At 60.4% G+C, this 19356-nt stretch carries 12 protein-coding genes; 9 read left to right on the plus strand and 3 right to left on the minus strand.

Features of this window, described 5'->3' with window-relative positions; translation table 11 throughout:
• Window position 1: 1 nt before the first annotated feature.
• The 3 genes from PLH32_03220 to PLH32_03230 all read left to right on the plus strand — a co-directional run bounded on the left by PLH32_03220 (window position 2) and on the right by PLH32_03230 (window position 11112).
• On the plus strand, window positions 2–8425 hold the full coding sequence (locus tag PLH32_03220) for a CHAT domain-containing protein (protein HQJ63598.1): 8424 nt from the start codon (window positions 2–4) through the stop codon (window positions 8423–8425).
• Between the two features lie 159 nt (window positions 8426–8584).
• Window positions 8585–9859 carry a glucose-1-phosphate adenylyltransferase family protein gene (locus PLH32_03225; protein HQJ63599.1) on the plus strand — a complete coding sequence of 425 codons (1275 nt, stop codon included), beginning with the start codon at window positions 8585–8587 and terminating at the stop codon, window positions 9857–9859.
• Window positions 9856–11112, plus strand: a complete 1257-nt coding sequence (locus PLH32_03230; GenBank protein ID HQJ63600.1) for a sugar phosphate nucleotidyltransferase — start codon at window positions 9856–9858, stop codon at window positions 11110–11112. Before PLH32_03225 ends, PLH32_03230 begins: the two co-directional genes overlap by 4 nt.
• 58 nt (window positions 11113–11170) lie before the next feature.
• Here PLH32_03230 and PLH32_03235 read toward each other — a convergent pair whose 3' ends face one another.
• Entirely contained in the window at window positions 11171–11944 is a 774-nt protein-coding gene (locus PLH32_03235) for a DUF481 domain-containing protein (protein ID HQJ63601.1), read from the minus strand.
• A gap of 208 nt (window positions 11945–12152) precedes the next feature.
• Here PLH32_03235 and PLH32_03240 point away from each other — a divergent pair, with 208 nt between their 5' ends.
• Together PLH32_03240 and PLH32_03245 are read left to right on the plus strand one after the other, a co-directional pair.
• Window positions 12153–12539, plus strand: coding sequence for a protease inhibitor I42 family protein (locus PLH32_03240; protein ID HQJ63602.1), 387 nt, complete (start codon window positions 12153–12155; stop codon window positions 12537–12539).
• Between the two features lie 47 nt (window positions 12540–12586).
• Window positions 12587–13528: a C1 family peptidase gene (locus PLH32_03245; GenBank protein ID HQJ63603.1), complete on the plus strand. Its 942-nt coding sequence runs from the start codon at window positions 12587–12589 to the stop codon at window positions 13526–13528.
• A gap of 94 nt (window positions 13529–13622) precedes the next feature.
• Here the strand turns inward: PLH32_03245 and PLH32_03250 are convergent, their stop codons facing one another.
• A complete protein-coding gene (locus PLH32_03250; protein HQJ63604.1) occupies window positions 13623–14288 on the minus strand; it encodes an MBL fold metallo-hydrolase in 666 nt (221 codons plus the stop codon).
• A gap of 169 nt (window positions 14289–14457) precedes the next feature.
• The gene (locus PLH32_03255; GenBank protein ID HQJ63605.1) at window positions 14458–15333 is read right to left on the minus strand and encodes a lamin tail domain-containing protein; all 876 of its coding nucleotides are present in this window, start codon (window positions 15331–15333) and stop codon (window positions 14458–14460) included.
• A 182-nt stretch (window positions 15334–15515) separates the two neighbouring features.
• Between PLH32_03255 and rsmA the strand changes: the two genes are divergently transcribed.
• Genes rsmA through pyrF form a run of 4 tightly spaced genes read left to right on the plus strand, consistent with a single transcriptional unit; the run spans window position 15516 to window position 19261 of the window.
• Window positions 15516–16310: a 16S rRNA (adenine(1518)-N(6)/adenine(1519)-N(6))-dimethyltransferase RsmA gene (rsmA, locus tag PLH32_03260; GenBank protein ID HQJ63606.1), complete on the plus strand. Its 795-nt coding sequence runs from the start codon at window positions 15516–15518 to the stop codon at window positions 16308–16310.
• A 10-nt stretch (window positions 16311–16320) separates the two neighbouring features.
• A complete protein-coding gene (recO, locus tag PLH32_03265) occupies window positions 16321–17151 on the plus strand; it encodes a DNA repair protein RecO (GenBank protein HQJ63607.1) in 831 nt (276 codons plus the stop codon).
• Window positions 17120–18433 (plus strand): glycine--tRNA ligase, encoded by a 1314-nt coding sequence (locus PLH32_03270; GenBank protein HQJ63608.1) that lies wholly within the window; start codon window positions 17120–17122, stop codon window positions 18431–18433. Before recO ends, PLH32_03270 begins: the two co-directional genes overlap by 32 nt.
• A 12-nt stretch (window positions 18434–18445) precedes the next feature.
• A complete protein-coding gene (gene pyrF, locus PLH32_03275) occupies window positions 18446–19261 on the plus strand; it encodes an orotidine-5'-phosphate decarboxylase (protein HQJ63609.1) in 816 nt (271 codons plus the stop codon).
• Window positions 19262–19356 lie beyond the last annotated feature (95 nt).

Consider the following 19356-nt stretch of genomic DNA (forward strand, 5'->3'; position numbering starts at 1 on the left):
CATGGAACGCCGGCCTCTCATGCTCACTGCATTATTCCTGCTGGTGCTGCTGGTTTTCCCTGATCCGCTGCAGGCGCAGCAGCTGGATTTGCGTCAGGTGACCACCCATCCCGATATAGATCTTTCGCCGCGCCTCTCGCCGGACGGCAAATACCTGGCGTATGTCTCGCGGCAAACCTATAATTTTGATATCTGGATCAAGAGCACCACCAGCACGCGCTCGCGCCAAGTCACCTTTAACAAGGCGGATGATTTTTATCCGGTCTGGTATCCCGACAGCCGCTCGCTGGTCTTTGTCTCCCAGAAAGAAGACGCTGCCGGTGACATCTGGCGCATCCGTTTCCGCGAGGTCAAGGGTGATCTCATCCCCAAGGGTGAGCCTGAGAAGATCAGCCGGTATCAAGGTTTCGATGGCTATCCGACAGTCTCGCCCGATGGCAAAAAGATCGCCTGGGTTTCTGATGCGACGGGCCGTGACGAAATCTGGTTTCATAATGACAATACCGGCAAAACCAGTCAGCTGACCTTTCTCGGTGGCACCCATCCTGCCTGGAGCTCCAGTCAGGACCTCCTCGCGTTTACTTCCTTTCGCGCCGGACCGGCCTGCGCTGGCGATATCTGGTTGATGAACTTGCACGGCCCCCGGCCGCGCGAGGAGGCGGATTCTTCCTGGTGGGATCCCCGGGAGAATCCCGTCTACCGCCTCACCCGCGGTGGTGCAGCGGATGGTTTTCCGACCTGGTCGCCCGACGCCAGCCGCATTTTCTTCCTGCGTTTCAGCCGGGACACCAACGGCGACTCCCTGCTGACGCCGGCCGACCGCGGGGCCCTCTGGAGCATGACGCCGACCAGGGAGCCGGAGCCGCCCGCCCTCTCCACCGTACCGCTCGCCGCGCTGATCTTGCCCTCCTTCAACCCGGCGCTGGTGCATAGCGCGATGCCGCTGACCAGTGATAGTGACACCATCATGCAGCCCTGGTGCGGCGGTGACAACCGCGTCTATTTCTCATCGGATCGCGGCGGCAACCTCGATATCTGGTCGGTCCCGCTCGAGGGGCCGGTGCCGCGCGCTGCGACTGCTGTTGAGCAATACCGCTGGGCAGAGACCACCTTTCCCCTGCCCGAACGCGCCTCGCGCTGGTATCTTGGCCCGCTGTTGACCGGCTACCAGGCTGTCATACCCGATGTCGAGGAAACGCGGCTGCTCAACGAACGGTTCCTCGCCCTGCGCCGTCTTCCGGAATTCTTTCCGGACAGCAGTTACTATACAGCTGAGGCCCTGTATGGAATGGGGATCGTCGCCCTGCTGCAGGGCGACGAAGCTCTGGCTCGTACTTGCCTGAATCTGGTTCTAAGCCGGTATGGAGCGGAGCGTCAAACCGCTGCATGGGCCGAACTCGCCCTGCTGGGGATGCAGGAGGGAGGGAAAAGCGGGGATGAGCGCAGCATCGCCCGGCTGAAACGCGGTGTGGACGATATTCTGAAGCGGTATGCTGACCAGAGCGCCCCCGCCGCCGCGGGGCGGCTGGCCGTCGGCGATCTCTACTTTGCTGCGGGCGACAACACGCGCGCCTTCCAGGAATATACCCGGGTGCGCAAGGAGTACCCCGGAGAACGCGATGCGTGCGCTGCCAGCCAGCTGAAGATCGGCGACCTGTTCCGGCGCTTCGCCAGCCAGGAGGAGGTGGTTCAGGCCTACCTCCGCGTCATCGATGACTATCCCGACCAGCGTCAGTGGATGCTCCCGGCGCGGGACCGCATCCTCGATTTGCTCATCGCCGGCCGCCGCGGCACCGCTGCCTATACGGCCCGTTACCGCGAGATCGCCGGGCAGTATCGCCGTTATCCGGTACTCGCCGCCGAAGCGCAATTTCGCATAGGCAACCTCCTGCTTACCGGCAAGGAGTACCGCGCCGCCATCCGTGAGTTCGAGGCGGTCGAAACCCTCTTCCCCGACCTGGTGGATGAGGTCTTTGCGGCGCGCATGAGCCGGGCCGAGGCGTATCTCCGGCTCGGCGACAGCGCCACCGCCCTTACCCTGCTCGACCAGCTGGGCAAAGAAGTGCAGATAAAGCGGCCAGACCTGGCCGAATTGGCCTCCGACCGCCTGGTCGCGGCCTTGCTCTCATCGGCCGACCATCTGCGCGCCAGCGGCGACCTGCAGCTGGCGGCGCTGCGGTACCGCAATGCCTGGGAACGGGACCTGCGCAATCTGAACGCCCACCGCGGCTATCTGGAGTGCCTCTATTACCAGAAAAAGATCGATCAGGCGATCGAGGAGTACCGCCAGCTTAATATCCTTCATCCCAAGGACAATATCCTCACCTATGCCCTGGGCCTGGCCTACAGCTACAAAGGGACCGAAAAGGCGGAGCTCTACAACGATCCGGGCGGTCTTGATCCGACTTTCCTGGTCAACCGGTCGAGCGCGGTCATCGCCCGCGCCCTCTCCTACGACTATACCATGGTACCGGGCTACCTGACCATCGCCTTCAATTTCGAAATGATGGAAAACTATGAGGCGCAGCAGCGTGCCAAGCAAATCCATCCCCTGCGGCGGGCCTGGAAGGCCCTCACGGCGCCTATCGTGGATATCTATCATCGCCTCACCTTTTATGAAGAGCGCAAACCGGCCCGCTATTACGAGCGGGCCATTCATGAGCTCAACAAGGCGATCGTCCTCAACGATGAATCCAAAGATCCGCTCCTCGAAGCCAATCTCGCCCTCAATCTAGCCAACAACTATTACAGCCTGGGTGAATTCGGTTTCGATAAGGCCTACGCCTATTACCAGATCAAACTCCTTTATGATTCCACCTTCATCGACAAGCAACGCGAAGCCCTGATCTACGAGCGCATGGGCCATTGTGCACTGGTGACCGAGGATCTGGATAAAGGTCCGCGCTTTCTCAAACATGCGATCGCACTCTATGCCGCCATGGACAAGGAAGCGAAGGTTCTCCTCAATACCAAACGTCTCGCTCTCCTCTATGAGATCGGGGAGCAATATCAGACCGCGATCGACCATTATCAGGCCGCCGCCGAGATCGAAAAGAAAGAGAACAATCTCGTCGATCTGATGCGCAGCTATCGCAGCATAGCCTTCAACTATCTCCGCCTCAATGAGCCGCAAGAAGCTATCCTTTATGCCCGCCGCGCTCTGGAACTGCTGGATAGCGGTAAGATCAAAAAGATCAAGGGCGAGAGCAGCCGGATGGAGATCGGATTCCTCGGATGGTATTTTCCTGTACCCTTCATTGATTTTAGCACGATGGGGGTGAATTCGCTGAAAAGTTTCACCACCGAGGACGAGCGCGCCCTGCTGTTCTCCATCTTTGCCGACAGCTACCAGCAAAGCCGCGAGTATGATACCGCTATCGATTTTGTCCGCAAGAAGAGCGCTATCTTTCACAAGCGCAAGAATTATCGTGCTGAGGCGACTTTCGAGAATAATCTGGCCTATATTTTCTATCTCAAGGGCGACTATGCCGAGGCCTGGCATCACTATGGCCGTTCGCTGCAGCTGTGCCAGGAATACAAGATAGCCGATGGCGTGATCCAGAACAGCATCAATCTCGGACGGCTCGCCAGCGGTATGAATCTGCAGCAGCAGCTGGGGCTGCGGGCGAGCGGCCGCCTGGTTGCGCGGCGGGCGTATGCCGACTCGGCGGCGGTGGTTATCAAGGGGGCCCTGCGTTTTCTCGAGCAAACCCAGCTGTTCTATGGAAGAGATCGTTCACTGTTGCTGCTGCAGCTGGCCGAGGTCCTGCTCATCGAATCGCCGCCGGCTGATGGGGGGAGCGGGGCAGGCGGATTGCGCGGCGCGCTGACGCGTCTGGATCAGCTGGGTCAGGCCAAGCTCTATCTGGACGAGGCGCTTGAACTGAGTCAGCGGTATGGACTTGAACGTAACGAGCTGGCTGCTTCCTATGCCATCGCCGAGGTTTACCGTAGCTCGGGCGACGTCGAAAGGGCCTGGGAGCAGCTCAACCGCTGCCGCCGCCTGGCCCTGCGCCAGGGGGAGTTTGAGCTTGCTTGGCGGATCGATCTGGCTCTGGGTGATCTCCTCGAACGGATGAGCCGCGAGAGCAAGTTCAAGTACGCCATCCAGAAGACACCCCTGGAATTCTATCTGGAGGCGGTCGACCTTCTCGAGGCGTATCCCACCGCTGCAGTCGGGGCGATGGCGGTCGATTCGCGCCGGGTGCGGCTGCAGCCCTACAACCGGGTGATCGCCGCCCTGGCCAGGATGGGCGACCAGAAAGGCGCCCTGGTCTTCGCCGAACGCCAGCGCGCCAAGGTCTTCCTGGATCTGAGCCGCCAGGAGGAGATCGAACTGCGTAAGGAGCGGCACAAGATCTTTCTGGGCAATGCCCGTTTTGTGCAAAACAAGATCGATGCCCTGAATAGCGAGCTGCTGCGTGCGCGCAGCCAAGGCGACGTTTCAGCCAAACAGGTCAGGGCTTGGCGGCAGGAACGGGATGCCTTCCAGAAGGAGTACGAAGAGATCCTGCAGCAGGTCCGCAGGGAGGTCCCAGAGCTCGAGGGCATGGTGCGCGTTCAGTCGGTCGAACTGCTGCAACTACAAAGGTCGCTGCAAAACAAGGAGGCGGTGGTCGTCAATCAGTTGCTGCCGGCTGCGATGCTGGTCTGGACCATTCGGCCGCAGGTGATCGCGATGGAGGAGATCCCCCTGTCGGGAGCGGAGCTGGGTGCAGCGCTGCGCCGCTGGAGTGATGCCGGGCAGGCTGCCGCCATCTTGCAGGATACACTCTGGCGAGCGATGACCGGCCCCCTCCTGCGGCTTCCCGCGGAGGTGCAGCGCCTGGTGGTCGTCCCGGACGGCACGCTGCTCTGCCTGCCCTGGAGCGCTTCTGTGCAAGCCGCGCGGGGTCGCGAGCTGGCCGTCACCGTCAGTTCCAGCCTGACCAGCTACTTCTATGCCGCGCAGAAGCGCAAGTTGCAGGGCAGCAAGATCTATATCGCGGATGATCCAGCCCTCGCTGCAGCGCTGGACAAACAGCAATATCAGATCAGCTTGCCGGTGCCGGGCGAGCGCGAGAACAGCTATCCGGCCCAGGTCAGTCTGCTCGGGCTCGCGGAACTGATTCATCTTCATGCCGAAACCGCGTGGAACAGCATCGATCCCCTCGAATCCCGTATCGGCTTCCGGGTCTCCGGCGCTGCGCCGGCCGTCCTCAGCGTCAAACAGATCTATGGAACCGGACTATCGGCTGCCCTCCTCTCCCTGACGGGCAGCCAAGCGCTCACCGGGCTCTCCAGCAGCGAGCCCTTTGTTGCCTGGGAACGGGGACTCGTCTACGCGGGAATCCCCGGATTTCTCACTACGTTGTGGCCGGGAGACCCGACGAACGAACTCGAGTTTTTGGGTCTCTTTTATACCGACCTGAAAGAGATGCCGCCAGCGGCCGCCCTGGCGCAGGTGCAGCGGGATCTGGCGGACCGCGGCGTCCCCTTTGCAGAATGGGGACGCTTTCAGCTCTATGGATTCGGGGGCATGACCGAGGTGGAAGAACGGCAATTCGCCGTGGAGGGCTTTGCGGGGACTGTGCGCCGGGGCCACAGCGCCTTCCAACTGGGCGAATGGCGCGAAGCCATCGTTTCCTATGAAGAGGCGCTGCAGATGGCCGAACGCCAGGGCGATACAGAGAGCAAAACCCGACTGGAGGAGCGCATCCTCGAAGCGGCTGTAAACGGCGGTCTGTGGAGCAAGGCGATCGAGATCCAGCAACGCGCTTTACTGGTGGCAGAAGCCGCCGGCAACGTCGATGCCCTTGCCAGCAGCCTGAACAACCTTGCCTATTTCTATACGCGGAACGGTCAGTATGCCGAGGGCATTGCTGCTAAAAAGGAGTACGCCGAACTGGCGCAGAAATACGGCCTGCAGGAACAAGAGGCGCAATCGCTGCGTGAAACCGGCCTGATCTACGAGCGCGGCGGACAATACGACCAGGCCATGGTGCTCTTCGATCAGGCTTTTGCGTTGTACGAGCGCATCGGCAAACGCCTTGGAATGGGCCAGTGTCTGCGGGACAAGGGCCGCATCGAATTCCTTTATCGTGATCATTACGCGGCAGCGCTGGCGTTGCAGGAACGTGCGTTGGAGTTCTTGCGTCCCGAGGCTGCTGGTAGCGACCTGATCGATGCCCTGCACAACCTGGGTATTACCCATGAAAAGATGGGAGAATATCCGGCCGCCCTGCGGATTCAGACGGAAGCCCTGGCGATCGCCCGCAAAAGCGGCAGCGAAAGAGAGATCGCACTTTCGCAGCAAAATCTCGCCAATGTACAATGGAAAATGGGGGAGTACCAGACGGCCTTGGCGAACCAGAACGCCGCCCTCGAGGCCTTTGCCGGGCTGCGGGACGAGCCGCTGCTCCAGACAGCCTATGCGACGCGTGGCTTGCTCGCCCTGAGCCTGGGCCAGCCGCAGCAGGCCCTCGAGTTCGAACAGAAGGCGCTTGAGATCGCCACCCGGCTCGACGATCGCCTCAATCAGGCGACCATTCAGAAAAACCTCGGCATGATCTACCGCGCCGATGGCCGTTTCGAGCTGGCTCGTGCCAGCTTTGAGCAGGCGCGGCTCCAGGATTCCCTTCTGGTCTCTCGGCGCGGTCTGGCCTACGATTACCGCAATCTCGGCGCCATCTATGGCCTCATCGGTCGCGGCCCGGAGGGTGTGGTGTTGGCACGCCGCGGTCTGAGTCTGAGCCGCGAGATTCAGGATCGTCGCAATGAAGCGCAGAGCCTGCTCGTTCTGGGAACCCTGCAGCGGCGTTTCGGTACGCCCGATTCTGCCCGCCGCCATCTCGAGATGGCGGCGGCCATGGCTGATTCCTTTTTCATGCCGGACATCGGATGGCGGGCACAGCGGCAGCTGGCTGACCTCTACGAGGCGGAAAAAAATCGCAACGCCCAGATCGCCGCGCTCTACGCCAGCCTCGAAATCATCGAAGGTATGCGCGCCCGCATCCAGGTGGAGGATTACGCTGCAGGGTTCATCGATGACAAACTGGAAGTCTACGGCGCCCTGATCGAAGCGTTGGCAGCGGAGAACCGGGCCGGCGAGGCGCTCGAAGTGGCCGAACGCGGACGGGGGCGGGGATTCCTCGACCTGCTCGGACAGAAGCAGATTCCCTTTGCCAACCCGGCCGATGCCCGTCTGGCTGCGGCCGGGGACAGCCTGCAAACCGAATTGGCGCGGGCACAAAGTGAACTCCTCTATCTTCAGGCGCAAAACGATCCCCTGCAAATGCAGCGTCTGCGCCAGCTACAGGAGCGGATTGTGACGCTGCGCCGCAGCTATTCAGAACATCTCACCCATGTACGCGCCGCGAACCCCGAGCTTTCCACCCTGATGGAGATCCAGCCCCTGGGCAAGGAGGAGATCCAAAAGCTCGTCCCGGAAAAGGGAGCCATGCTGGTCTACCATCTTTTGCGCGCCCGCCTTTTTATCTGGCTGGTCACGCCCAATACCATCCAGCTGCAGCGGGTGGAAATCGGGGAGGCGGCGCTCGCGGCGCAGGTCTCGACGCTGCGCCGGACCCTGGGGCGGCAGCTCACGATCAGCGAATCGGCGCGGACCCTTTATGATGAGCTGATTAAACCCTTCGACGCCGAGATTGCACGCTGCGCCCATCTGGTTATCCTGCCGTACGGCGTCCTACATTATCTGCCCTTTGCGGTACTTGAGGATGAAGGGAAACGCCGCCTTGGGGTCGAACACACCCTCTCCTTCGCCGCCAGCGCCTCGGTGCTCGCCAGCTGTCTGGCCAAAGGGGAGGCCTTTGCCGGGCAGGAGAAACGGCTGATGCCGGTCCTCGCTTTCGGAGATCCCGACCTCGGCGACCGGCAGTACGATCTCCCCTTTGCGGGACGTGAGGCGGCCAGCCTGAAGCGCTATTATCCCCAGGTCACGCTCTTCATCGGCCAGGAGGCCAGCGAGACCCGGCTGCGGGCTTCGTTGCCCTCGCCGCCCCTGGTGCTTTTCAGCTGCCACGGCGTCTATGACGAGGCCAATCCCCTGCTCTCGGCCCTGCTGCTGGCGCCGGATGGCCAGAACGATGGGCGTCTGGAGGCGCATGAGATCTTTGCGCTCAAGATGGAGGCCTATCTGGTGGCGATGAGCGCCTGTGAGACCGGAATCGGGGCGCTGCGCAGCGGCGATGAAGTGATCGGTCTGGCGCGCAGCTTTACCTATGCGGGGGCGGTCTCCCAGCTTTCCACGCTCTGGAAGGTGGACGACCTTGCGGCGGCGGTGCTGGTCAAACGCTTTTTCCGCTATCTGGCCGAGGGCGACTCGCGTCCCGAGGCGCTGCGCAAGGCGCAAAGGGTCGTCGCCGAGGAGATCAATCCCTACCCGGCCTTCTGGGCGGCATTCCAGATCAGCGGCGATTATCGCTGAAAAGGGGATGGTCGAGAAAACTGGGGCAGGAGTCGCTGTAAAAAGCTGTTGCGTTGCATGGAAAAACTTGATATTTTAGCCCAGGCGACGTCGGCTGGCGTAGCCGGGAAGCAGACGAAAACCCCCGTTTTCTGGCTGAACCCTAACCGGTGAAAACCCATGAAAAAGACCCTCGCTTTGATCCTGGCCGGCGGCCGGGTCGACGAACTCTCCGTGCTGACGTTGTTCCGTCCCAAATCGGCTTTGCCCTTTGGCGGCCTCTTCCGGGTCATCGATTTTCCTCTCAGCAATCTGCTGCATTCGGGCATCGAGCGCATCGGGATCCTCTCGCAATATCGTTCGGACTCCCTCATCAACCATATTGGATCGGGCGCGGGCTGGGACATGATCGGCAGCCAGCGCGGCATCACCATGCTGCCGCCGATGAAGGGGACGCAGAGTTCGGATTGGTACAAAGGGACGGCCGATGCGGTTTACCAGAATCGCGAATTCATCGCCCGTCATAATCCGGATTACGTCCTGGTGCTCTCGGGCGATCATATCTATCGGATGGATTATCAGGAGATGATCGCCTTTCATGAGCGTATGGAGGCCGATCTCACCTGCGCTTTTGTCGAGGCGCCGGCCGGCGGCATGGAACGCTTTGGGCAGGGGGTCATCGACGGCGACGATCCCGAAGGCGGGCGGCTCTCCCGCTATGTGGAAAAGCCCACCGAATCGATCTCATCCTGGGCCTCGATGACGATCTACCTTTTCAACCGCGACACCCTGCGGTATATCCTCGATGAGATGATGCAACCGCCGGCGACCGAGCATTTCGGCCGCGATATTCTGCCGGTGCTGATCGGCAAGAAGAAGGTTTTCGGCTACAAATTCCATGGAGCCTGGGGGTATACGCGCACCATCGATGAATACTATGCCGCCAGTATGGACCTGCTCTCCGATTCGCCGGCGCTACGTCTGGATGAATGGCCGGTGCGCACCAACCTGGACAACGAGCGGATCCGCGACCGCGCGCCGGCGTTGATCGGCGCCGGCGCCGAGTGCAGCAAGACTCTGCTCCATCACGGCTGCGAGATCCAGGGGAAGGTCTACAATTCCATCCTCTTCCCCGGCGTGCGGGTCAAGGCCGGGGCATCGGTCGAAAACTCGATTCTGATGTTCGACACCCTCGTCGAGCAGGGGGCCCAGCTGAGCCGCGTGATCACCGACGTCGAGGTGACAATCGGCCCTAACGCGGTGATCGGCGATGGCGAAGAGAGCGGAGCCAATACCGAATATCCCAATCTGCTCAATTCGGGCATTACCCTCATCGGGCGCAATACCAGCCTCCCCAGCGGCATGCGCGTCGGAAGGAACTGCATCCTCTATCCCAACAAGAAGGAAGCCGATTTCTCGAGCCTGAATATTGCCAATGGAAGGACCATCAAATGAGAAATACCGTCGCGTTACTGCTCGCCGGCGGCATGGGCAGCCGCCTCAACATCCTGGGCTGGATGCGCGCCAAGCCGGCCGTCCCCTTTGGCGGTTGTTATCGGCTCATCGATTTCACGCTCAGCAATGCCATGTATTCCGGCATTCAGCAGATCGGCATTCTCACGCAGTACCGGCCCTACTCCCTCATGGGCCACATTGGCTCGGGCGAATCGTGGGATCTGATCGGCCGCAGTCGCAGCGCCAAGGTGCTGCCCCCCTCCACCGGCATCGACGATTATGACTGGTACAGGGGCACGGCGGATGCCGTCGCCCAGAATATGCAGTTCGTGCACCGCTATCAGGCAGAGCGCCTCCTGGTTCTATCCGGAGATCATATCTATCGCATGAATTATGCCCCTATGGTGGCCTTTCACAAGGAGAAAAAGGCCCATATCACCATCGCCATGATGCGCGTGCCCTGGGAGGAGACGCGGCATTTCGGTATCGGCATCACCAACAAGGAACAGCGCATCATCGAATGGGAGGAAAAGCCGGAAAAGGCCAAGAGCAACCTCGCTTCGATGGGCGTCTATGTCTTCGATGTGGAATATCTCGAGGATGCGCTGGCGAAGCGCAGCGGCCATGATTTCGGCAAAAATATCATCCGCGATGCGATCAAGACCAAAAATGTCTATGCCTATCCCTTCGAAGGCTACTGGGCGGATGTCGGGACGATCAAGGCCTATTGGCAGGCGAGCATGGATATCCTGCTGCCGGAATCGGGCCTGCGGCTACAGGAGTGGGGGGTTCGTACCAATTTCGACGAGGAGGGGCTCAAGGGCGACCGGCCGCCGGTGCATATCGGCAGCGAGGCGCGGGTGATCAATTCGCTGGTCTCGGCGGGCTGCCGGATTGAAGGATTCGTGCAGAATAGCATCCTTTCTCCCGGCGTCCGCATCGAAAAGGGCGCGGAGGTGATCGATTCGGTGATCATGCAGGACGCGTTGGTGAGCGCCAATGCCCGGCTTTTCCGGGTGATCGCCGACAAACATGCCCGTTTCGGTGAAGGCGTTGTCGCCGGGGGCGTGGAAGCCGACGAGCCCAATGAAAAATATCCCGAACACCTCTACAGCGGTCTGACGGTCGTCGGCAAGCGGGCGGACATCCCGGCCGGCATCCGGATTGCCGCCAATACCATCGTCGAGCCGCTGGCGTCCGAGAGCAGTTTCTCCGGTATCACCTTGCGAACCGGTTCCTATGTAAAACGCTGAGCCGCCCAGGCTCGATTCTGAGATAAGCGCCCGCGCCACCTGGCGCTTTTTTTTGGGGCTAAAATCGGACCGAAAGGGTGGTTTTGGTTATCGTGTCCAGCTTCTTCACCCCGTCGGGCGGGCGGCTGTCACGACGGAGGGTGAAGCCGAGTTTGAGTGCGAGAAAGGTGGTGAGATCCATCGCCAGGGCATTTTCAGAGAGGATCCGGTTGTCACGCCAACCATTTAAGGCGGGCTGAAAGTAGGTCACGCTCAGCAGGGAGAGACCGCCCTCGCGCCCGAGTTCCCAGGTGGCATAGGTGCTGAGGCGGTGGGTTTTCTGTACGCGTGGATGATGGTTGCCGGCCGCCAGGTCGTAATGCTCCCGTTCGTACATCCAGGCGGCGCCGAGGCGCAATTTAGCCAGCTGCGACGTGAGCATTTTGAGCCGAAGACCTGCCCCGGCGAGTTCGCGGCCGCTCAGGTGGCGTTTGCGGTTGCTGTCGAACTGGACAAACCATTCATTTTGCAGTCGGCTGCTCAGCAGGAAAACATGGCGTAAGTGGGCGGTGTTCTGGTCCATGAAACGATCGCCGCTGCTCCAGCCGATCCCGCCGTTGAGGACCAGAAAGGTATAGGCTGTGGTCCAGTTGAAGTTGAGACGGCTGTTGAGTCCGATCAGACGGAAATCGGTATTTCCGGTCATGAGGGTGAGATCGAGGTCGAGGTTGCCCTCGAATCCTTTCTTCTGTGTGGCACGGCGGAAGCGTTCCGTGTTGATCTGGCCTTGCGCGGCAGGGAACGCTGCCGCCAGCAACAGCAGCATGGCGATGATCCGGGCGTGTCGGTTCATGGCGGCCTTTCATTTCAATCAGTGGGGAGGAAAGATTTGTCGATAATGTACCATCCGCGAAAGTAAAATGCAACCCTTGATCTGAATCACGCTTTTTCAGCAAGGGCAGTGAAAAGATGGTTTTTCACTTGCATTTCATCCAAAATAATGATACACTCTCTTGAAGGGCGACTCCGCCCTCTGTAGTTATCGACAAGGGAGGGTAGCGATGATTCCCATCGAGACCTTGCTTTGCATCGGCATGCTCCTGCTGACCTGCTCCCAGAATCCACCAGCGAACCTGCTCACCCGTGAAGATCAGGGCAAACTCATCCCCTGTCAGGTACATCAGGAATTTGTCGTCGCGCTTGAGAGCAATCCGACGACGGGCTTCTCCTGGCAGTTGAGCAAGGGGGATAATCCCCATATCAAGCTGCTGCGGGAGGAGTTCATTCCGAACGACCCGAAGCGTCTTGGTGCACCGGGTAAACAACTCTTTCATTTCCAGGCGATGGCCATCGGTCAAGCACCCCTGATCATGGAATACCGGCGGGCATGGGAACGGGACGCAGAACCCGCCAAAATCTTTTCCGTCACCCTGGTCGTCAGTAACTAACTTTTCCTGGGAAAAGCAGCATTTGAACTGCACTAAGGGAGGTGGCTATGAGGAGAAGTCTCTGGCTGTGTTGCTTTGCGCTGCTCATTCTGTACGCCGGAGTTTGGGCGCAGGGGCTGGATGAGAGCCAGGCGCTGCCGGCTGTACGCCTGCAGCTGCAGAGGATGCGGGAGGAGATCGGCAAACAGAAGCTCTCGTTCCGCGTCGGCTACAATGCCGCGATGACCCGCACCATCGCGCAGTTGTGCGGCACCAAGCCGCCACAGGATTGGTGGCAGACGGCCCGGGCCAAGAATCTGGCCAAGCTGGCCACGGCCAAACTGAAGGCATCGGTCTCCCTTCCGGCCCAGTGGGATTGGCGGGATCACAGCGGCGTGACGGCGATCCGCGACCAGGGGAACTGCGGCAGCTGCTGGGCCTTCGGAACCATTGGCGCCTTCGAGTGCTTTCTTCTCGCGAAAAACGGCGTGAACACCGATCTCTCGGAGCAGCAACTGGTTTCCTGCAATCCGTGGAGCTATGGATGCGGCGGCGGCTGGTGGGCTTTTGATTTGCTGATCAATCCCGGGGCCGTTCTGGAATCGCAATTTCCCTACGTCGCCTCGGATATCCCCTGCCCCGCCGGCCTGACCTACGCCTACCAAGCCAGCGGCTGGGCCTATGTCGATGGCGAAAACCAGGTCGCGGATACACAAAAGATCAAGCAGGCGATCTATCAGATCGGTCCGGTAGCCGCTGCAGTCTATGTCGGTTCTTATTTTCAAGCCTACACCGGCGGGGTCTTCGACAAAGAGGAGGCCAAAGGAGGATTCCTTAGCTGTTCGCCCGATAAAAATGTCAACCATGCGATCCTGCTGGTGGGGTGGGATGACGCGCAGGGGGCATGGATCCTGCGCAACAGCTGGAGCACCGGCTGGGGGGAGGCGGGTTACATGCGGATTAAATACGGCATCAGCAAAGTGGGTTTTGCAGCGGCCAGCGTCTATTGAACCGGGAAGGCAAAAGCTCCGCAGGACGGAACATCCGTTGCAAGGGTATCGGGAATGGGCTCAATGGAGCCCATTCCTTTCTCCAGCGGTGAGATCAGTGCAGTTCGTGGATCCGCACCTCGATCTTTTCCCCCCGCAGCAAATCGGTCAGCTTTCGGGTGTCGGTATCCCCGTAATGGTAGGGATAGAGGATGTGCGGTTGGAAGGCCCTAGCCGCATCCGCCACCATTTCCGGCGTCATCGTGTAGGGCAGGTTCATCGGCAGGAAGGCGACATCGATGCTCTTGAGTCCCTTCATTTCCGGAGTATTCTCCGTGTCGCCGGCGATGTAGATGCTTTTGCCGCCGAAGCGGAGGATGTAGCCATTGCCCTCGCCCTTGGGATGGAAGGGCTGCTGGTCCGGACGCTTGTGGAGAATATTATACGCCGGCACCGCCTCGATCTCGAGATCACCGACGGGGATTTTCTCGCCATTGCGCAAAAAGGTCGCAGTGGGGGCCTTTTCGCGGCAAACCGGCGCGGCGATGATCTGCGTCGCGGGCTGGGAGATCTGGCGGATCGCTTTGGGATCGAGATGGTCGTAATGGGCATGGGTGACCAGGATCAGGTCCGCCTTGGGCAGGCTGCTGTAGTCGCCAAATTCCGAGACCGGATCGATGTACGTCACCAGCGGGCCGAACTGGATCATCAGGCTGCCGTGACCGATGAAGGAGAGGACGACGGGGCCCTTTGCCGTCGCCAGAGTATCACTTTTAGACATGGCGTGGCTCCCGGCTGAAGTGAGAAGCAAGACAAGAAAGATGATAATTGCGCTCTGTTTCATCGACGCCTCTGCATGGTTTAAACGATTTTCCCCGCAATTCTATCCTTAATCTATCGCTTTAGCCGGAAAAAAGCAATGCCATTTTAGTGACCGCCGGGATGGCCTTTCAGCGGAGGCGGACGAGGCGGAGGGCAGGGGAGAGGGTGCCGCCGCGGCGGAGCCGGCCGAAGTAGATGCCGGAGGCCAGTGGTTCTCCATTCCGGTCGCGTCCATCCCATTGCAGGCGCTGACGGCCGCTCGGCGTGGCCCAGGAGCGCACGACGCGGCCGCGCAGGTCCAGGATTTCGAGGATGGCCGGTTCCGGCGTTTGCCATTCGAAGATGGTATCGGGAATAAAGGGATTGGGCCAGGCGGCCAGCGTGGCGGGCACCACTGCCGCACCGGTGGGGGCGTATTCCCGGCCGATCTCGACCGGCAGCGTCTGATCGAAGACGCTGTTGGCAGCACCCGGTGTGCCGTTGATGGGCATCCCCTTGGCATCGATGCCGTTGCGCGTCAGGGTGTCGTTGGCGGCCCAGCTGGAGGGGAGCCTGCCGTCAAGCCCGGGATGTTTTTTCTCCATGCTGGTTTTGGGACTGTTGCTGCCGGCAAACCAGCCGCTCGAATCGCAGCGCACTTGATCGATCAGCAGTGCATCGACGTTGCTCAGGATCAGCCATTCGCCGCTGTTCTTGAGGTCACCGGTGAAAAGTTGATCGGCGGGCCGGTCGCTGATGGTCTGGTCGTCGGTCCGCTCCAGTACATAAAAGCCGCCAGGCGGGATGATGCCGGTGAGCGGGATCGACGGGGTACCGTCGGCCGCGGTCAGGTGCCACCCCTGGAGGTCGATTGCGGTTTGGGTGGGATTGTAGAGTTCGATCCACTCATCACTGGCACTGGCCTGGGTCCCCATCCAGGCGATTTCGTTGATGACCACCGATTGCGCCAGCAACCAGGCGGGTGCAACCATGGCCAGAAAAAGATGTCCAACCGGAATCCGCATACTTCAATTTCCCTATCCTGCAAGAGAAAATCAAGGGACAAAATCGCCACTCCGCTGGAAGGGTGCCGCAGACCTTCCGAGGTTCCGAGCTGCCCCGTTCAACCGCTGTAGAAAAAGAGTGGTTTTTTTGCTCAAATTCCCCTATTTTAAGGGCGCTGGTGACATCCAACCCTGAGAGCGGCATGAGCTATCCTATCCGGCCGAAAAAGAGTCTCGGTCAGAATTTTCTGGTCGATGGCAACGTCCTGCGCAATATCGCCGACGCGCTGGCGCTCGGGCCTGGGGATACGGTGCTGGAAATCGGACCGGGTACCGGCCTGCTCACGGAGTTGCTGCAGCCGCGCGTGGGGCAGCTACTGGCGGTCGAAATCGACCGCCAGCTGGCAGCGATGCTGCGGGTGAAATTTTTCAGCGCCGCCAATTTCCGGCTGGTGGAGGGGGACATCCTCAAGATGACGCCGATGGCGCTTGCCGAAGAGCGTCCCCTGCGCGTGGTGGGCAACATTCCGTACTATATCACCTCGCAGATTATTTTTCACTTTTTTGACCACCGCCGCAACCTCATCGATATGGCGCTGTTGATGCAGCGCGAAGTGGCCGAACGCATCGTCGCCAGGGTCGGCGATCCCGATTATGGCATTCTCTCGGTCTTCAGCCGCACCTTCGCTGATGCGGAGATTCTCCTGCAGGTGCCGCGGACTGTCTTCAAACCGCGCCCCAAGATCGATTCCGCCCTGGTGCGCTGGCGCTTCACCGATCGTCATACGCGGGGACTGAACGACGAAGCCCTTTTCCGCCGCCTGGTGCGGACGGCTTTCGGCCAGCGCCGTAAAATGCTGCGCAAATCCCTGCGCGACAGATTCGATCTCGAAAGGCTGGCCCTTTTCGATCTTACGCGCCGCCCCGAAGAGCTGGAGGTGGGCGACTGGATCGCCATGGCCAACGCCCTTGCCGCTCCGCCGGCGGGCGCGCCTTGAGGAGAGCTTCATGCCTCTGAACAAGACCGAAGCGATTGTGCTGCACGCGCGCAAACAGGGAGAGACCAGCAAGATCCTCTCACTCTACACCCTGCACCACGGCCGCCAAAGCGTGATGGCCAAGGGGGCGCGCAGCCTGAAATCGCGGTACAGCGGTGTGCTCGAGCCGCTGACCCATATTCAGATGGTATTCTATCATTATGAAAACCGCGATCTGCACTATCTTAGTCAGGCGGAAGCGGTCCATCCCTTCCCCCGGATCCATGGCGAGCTCGGCCGGATGGCCCTGGCGTCGATCCCCTGCGAGATCTGTGAGCGGAACGAAGCGGTGGGCCATGCCAATCCGGCCCTCTTCAGCCTCCTGCTGGAGAGCCTGCTGCTGCTGGACACGGCGGAGAACGGTCAGCGTCAGATTGTCCGCGCCTTCATGCTCCACTATCTCGATCTCTCCGGTTTCCGCGGGGAGTACCGCCTCTGCCTGGGCTGCCGCGAGGAAAAACTGCGCGATCGGCAGTTTTTTGATTACAGCAGCGGCGGCTACCGTTGCAGCGCCTGCGAGGGCATGGCAGGCGAGGGACAACCGATCTCGAAGCGGGCGCTCCAGGCCCTCCACTATCTCGGCCACGCCCGCCTGGATCAAAGCATCAACTTGCGCAGCGATCCTGAACTCGGGCGCGAGCTGGATCAGTTCCTGCTCGCCAATCTACGCTGGCATCTAGAGCCGCTGCGGTTGCTTCGCAGTATCGCCTATCTGGAACAATTACAGAGCCATTTACAGCAAACCCAAGAGGAAGAACAAGGAAAAACGTATGGCCAACCCGATCCCCAATACCCTGGATAAAATCATCTCCCTGTGCCGCCGTCGCGGTTTCATCTTTCAGTCGAGCGAGATCTATGGCGGCCTGAATGCCTGCTATGATTACGGCCCTCTCGGGGTCGAGTTGAAACGGAATATCAAGGATTTCTGGTGGAACTGGATGGTGCGCCGCCGCCGCGATGTGGTCGGCTTGGATGCCGCCATCCTTATGGCCCCCAGGGTATGGGAGGCCTCCGGCCATGTGGCCGGTTTCACCGACCCCATGGTCGATTGCAAGGTCTGCAAGCGCCGCTTCCGCGCCGACCTGGTCCCGGAACCGGGGAAATGCCCGGAATGCGGCGGCCAGCTGACCGACATCCGTCAGTTCAATCTGATGTTCAAAACCTTCATGGGACCGGTCGAGGAGAGCGCCAGTGTGGTCTATCTGCGCCCGGAGACCGCCCAGGGCATCTATGTCAACTATCAGAATGTCCTCGACTCCAGCCGCCTCAAGGTGCCCTTCGGCATTGGTCAGATCGGCAAGGCCTTCCGCAACGAAATCACCACGGAAAATTTCATCTTCCGCACCCGTGAGTTTGAACAGATGGAGATGCAATATTTTGTCAAGCCCGGGACGGACATGGAGTGGTTCGAGACCTGGAAACAGGACCGCAAGGACTATTACGCCGCCATGGGCATCCGAACCGACAAGATCCGTTTCCATCAGCACGGTCCGGATGAGCTGGCCCATTATGCCGCTGCTGCTTTCGACATCCAGTACGAGTTTCCCTTTGGCTGGAAGGAGCTTGAGGGCATCCATAACCGCACCGACTTTGATCTCAAGCGCCACCAGGAGTACTCCGGCGTCGATCTGAGCTATTTTGACGAAGTGACCCGCGAGCGCTATATCCCCTACATTATCGAAACCTCGGCCGGCGTCGACCGCACCATGCTGTGCATTCTGAGTGACGCCTTCGAGGAGCAGGAACTCGAGAAGGATACCCGCACGGTTCTCCATTTCCACCCGGCCATCGCTCCGGTCAAGGCCGGCATCTTTCCGCTGGTCAAGAAAGACGGTATGCCCGAAATGGCTCATGAGATCGAAGCGTTGCTGCAGCCCTACTTTGCGGTTTTTTACGACGAAAGCGGTGCCGTCGGACGCCGGTACCGCCGCCAGGACGAGATCGGCACCCCCTTCTGCCTGACAGTCGATACGGAGAGCCTGCAGAATGAGACGGTCACGGTTCGCGACCGCGACACCATGCAGCAGGAACGCCTCAAGATCGCCGATCTGGCGGCCTTCTTGCATAAAAAGATCCACGGATAGAAAGGAGTGGCGATGCAGTTCGCCGAACGTATCGACCAGGTCATCCGGTCCAGGGAGAGCCTGCTTTGCGTCGGTCTGGATAGCGTGCTGGAAAAGCTCCCGGAATCCTTGCGGCATGAGCCCGATCCGCTCTTTGCTTTCAACAAGGCGATCATCGACGCCACAGCGCCCTACGCAGCGGCCTACAAGGTCAATACCGCCTTTTATGAAGCCCATGGACTGGAGGGCTGGCGGGCGCTTGCAGCGACCTTCCGCTATCTGCCGGCGGAGGTCATCCGCATCGCGGATGCCAAACGCGGCGATATCGGTAACACCTCGAGAATGTACGCCCGCGCGGTTTTCGAGCAGCTGGGGGCGGACGCGGTGACGGTCCATCCCCTGATGGGCGGCGATTCGGTGGCGCCTTTTCTCGAGGAGGAATCGCGCGGCGTCTTCTTTCTTTGCCTCACCTCCAATCCCGGCTCGCGGGATTTCCAATACCTCGACTGCGGCGGCCGCCCGCTGTATGAAACCATCGCCCTGAAGGTGCAGCAGTGGAATACCTTGGGCAACTGCGGGCTGGTGGTCGGTGCGACCCAGCCGGAACAGCTGGGATCGATCCGCCGCCTGGTGCCCGACCTGCCCTTTCTCGTCCCGGGCATCGGCGCCCAGGGCGGTGATCTTGAGGCCTCTGTGCACCTGGGCACGGACCGCGCGGGCCGGGGCGCCCTATACAACTCGAGCCGGGCGATCCTCTATGCCTCGACTGGAGAGGATTTCCGGGAGGCTGCCGCCAGGGTCGCCCGCGAGACCCGGGATGACCTCAAGCGGGCGGGAGAGCGGCTGTGAGCCCTCGACGTGCAGCACCACCGCGCTGCCCGATTTCTGGCTCGTCGATTTTGTCCGGGTGTACGATTTGGTGAAAAGGTAGGCCGGTGGTTCCA

It is taken from the genome of bacterium (assembly GCA_035419245.1).
In the GTDB taxonomy this organism is placed as follows: Bacteria; Zhuqueibacterota; Zhuqueibacteria; order Residuimicrobiales; family Residuimicrobiaceae; genus JAKPUX01.

Coding starts and splice junctions, on each gene's coding strand:
- PLH32_03220 (HQJ63598.1), top strand. CDS start 2: ATGGAACGCCGGCCTCTCATGCTCACTGCATTATTCCTGCTGGTGCTG.
- PLH32_03225 (HQJ63599.1), top strand. CDS start 8,585: ATGAAAAAGACCCTCGCTTTGATCCTGGCCGGCGGCCGGGTCGACGAA.
- PLH32_03230 (HQJ63600.1), top strand. CDS start 9,856: ATGAGAAATACCGTCGCGTTACTGCTCGCCGGCGGCATGGGCAGCCGC.
- PLH32_03235 (HQJ63601.1), bottom strand. CDS start 11,944: ATGAACCGACACGCCCGGATCATCGCCATGCTGCTGTTGCTGGCGGCA.
- PLH32_03240 (HQJ63602.1), top strand. CDS start 12,153: ATGATTCCCATCGAGACCTTGCTTTGCATCGGCATGCTCCTGCTGACC.
- PLH32_03245 (HQJ63603.1), top strand. CDS start 12,587: ATGAGGAGAAGTCTCTGGCTGTGTTGCTTTGCGCTGCTCATTCTGTAC.
- PLH32_03250 (HQJ63604.1), bottom strand. CDS start 14,288: ATGTCTAAAAGTGATACTCTGGCGACGGCAAAGGGCCCCGTCGTCCTC.
- PLH32_03255 (HQJ63605.1), bottom strand. CDS start 15,333: ATGCGGATTCCGGTTGGACATCTTTTTCTGGCCATGGTTGCACCCGCC.
- rsmA (HQJ63606.1), top strand. CDS start 15,516: ATGAGCTATCCTATCCGGCCGAAAAAGAGTCTCGGTCAGAATTTTCTG.
- recO (HQJ63607.1), top strand. CDS start 16,321: ATGCCTCTGAACAAGACCGAAGCGATTGTGCTGCACGCGCGCAAACAG.
- PLH32_03270 (HQJ63608.1), top strand. CDS start 17,120: ATGGCCAACCCGATCCCCAATACCCTGGATAAAATCATCTCCCTGTGC.
- pyrF (HQJ63609.1), top strand. CDS start 18,446: ATGCAGTTCGCCGAACGTATCGACCAGGTCATCCGGTCCAGGGAGAGC.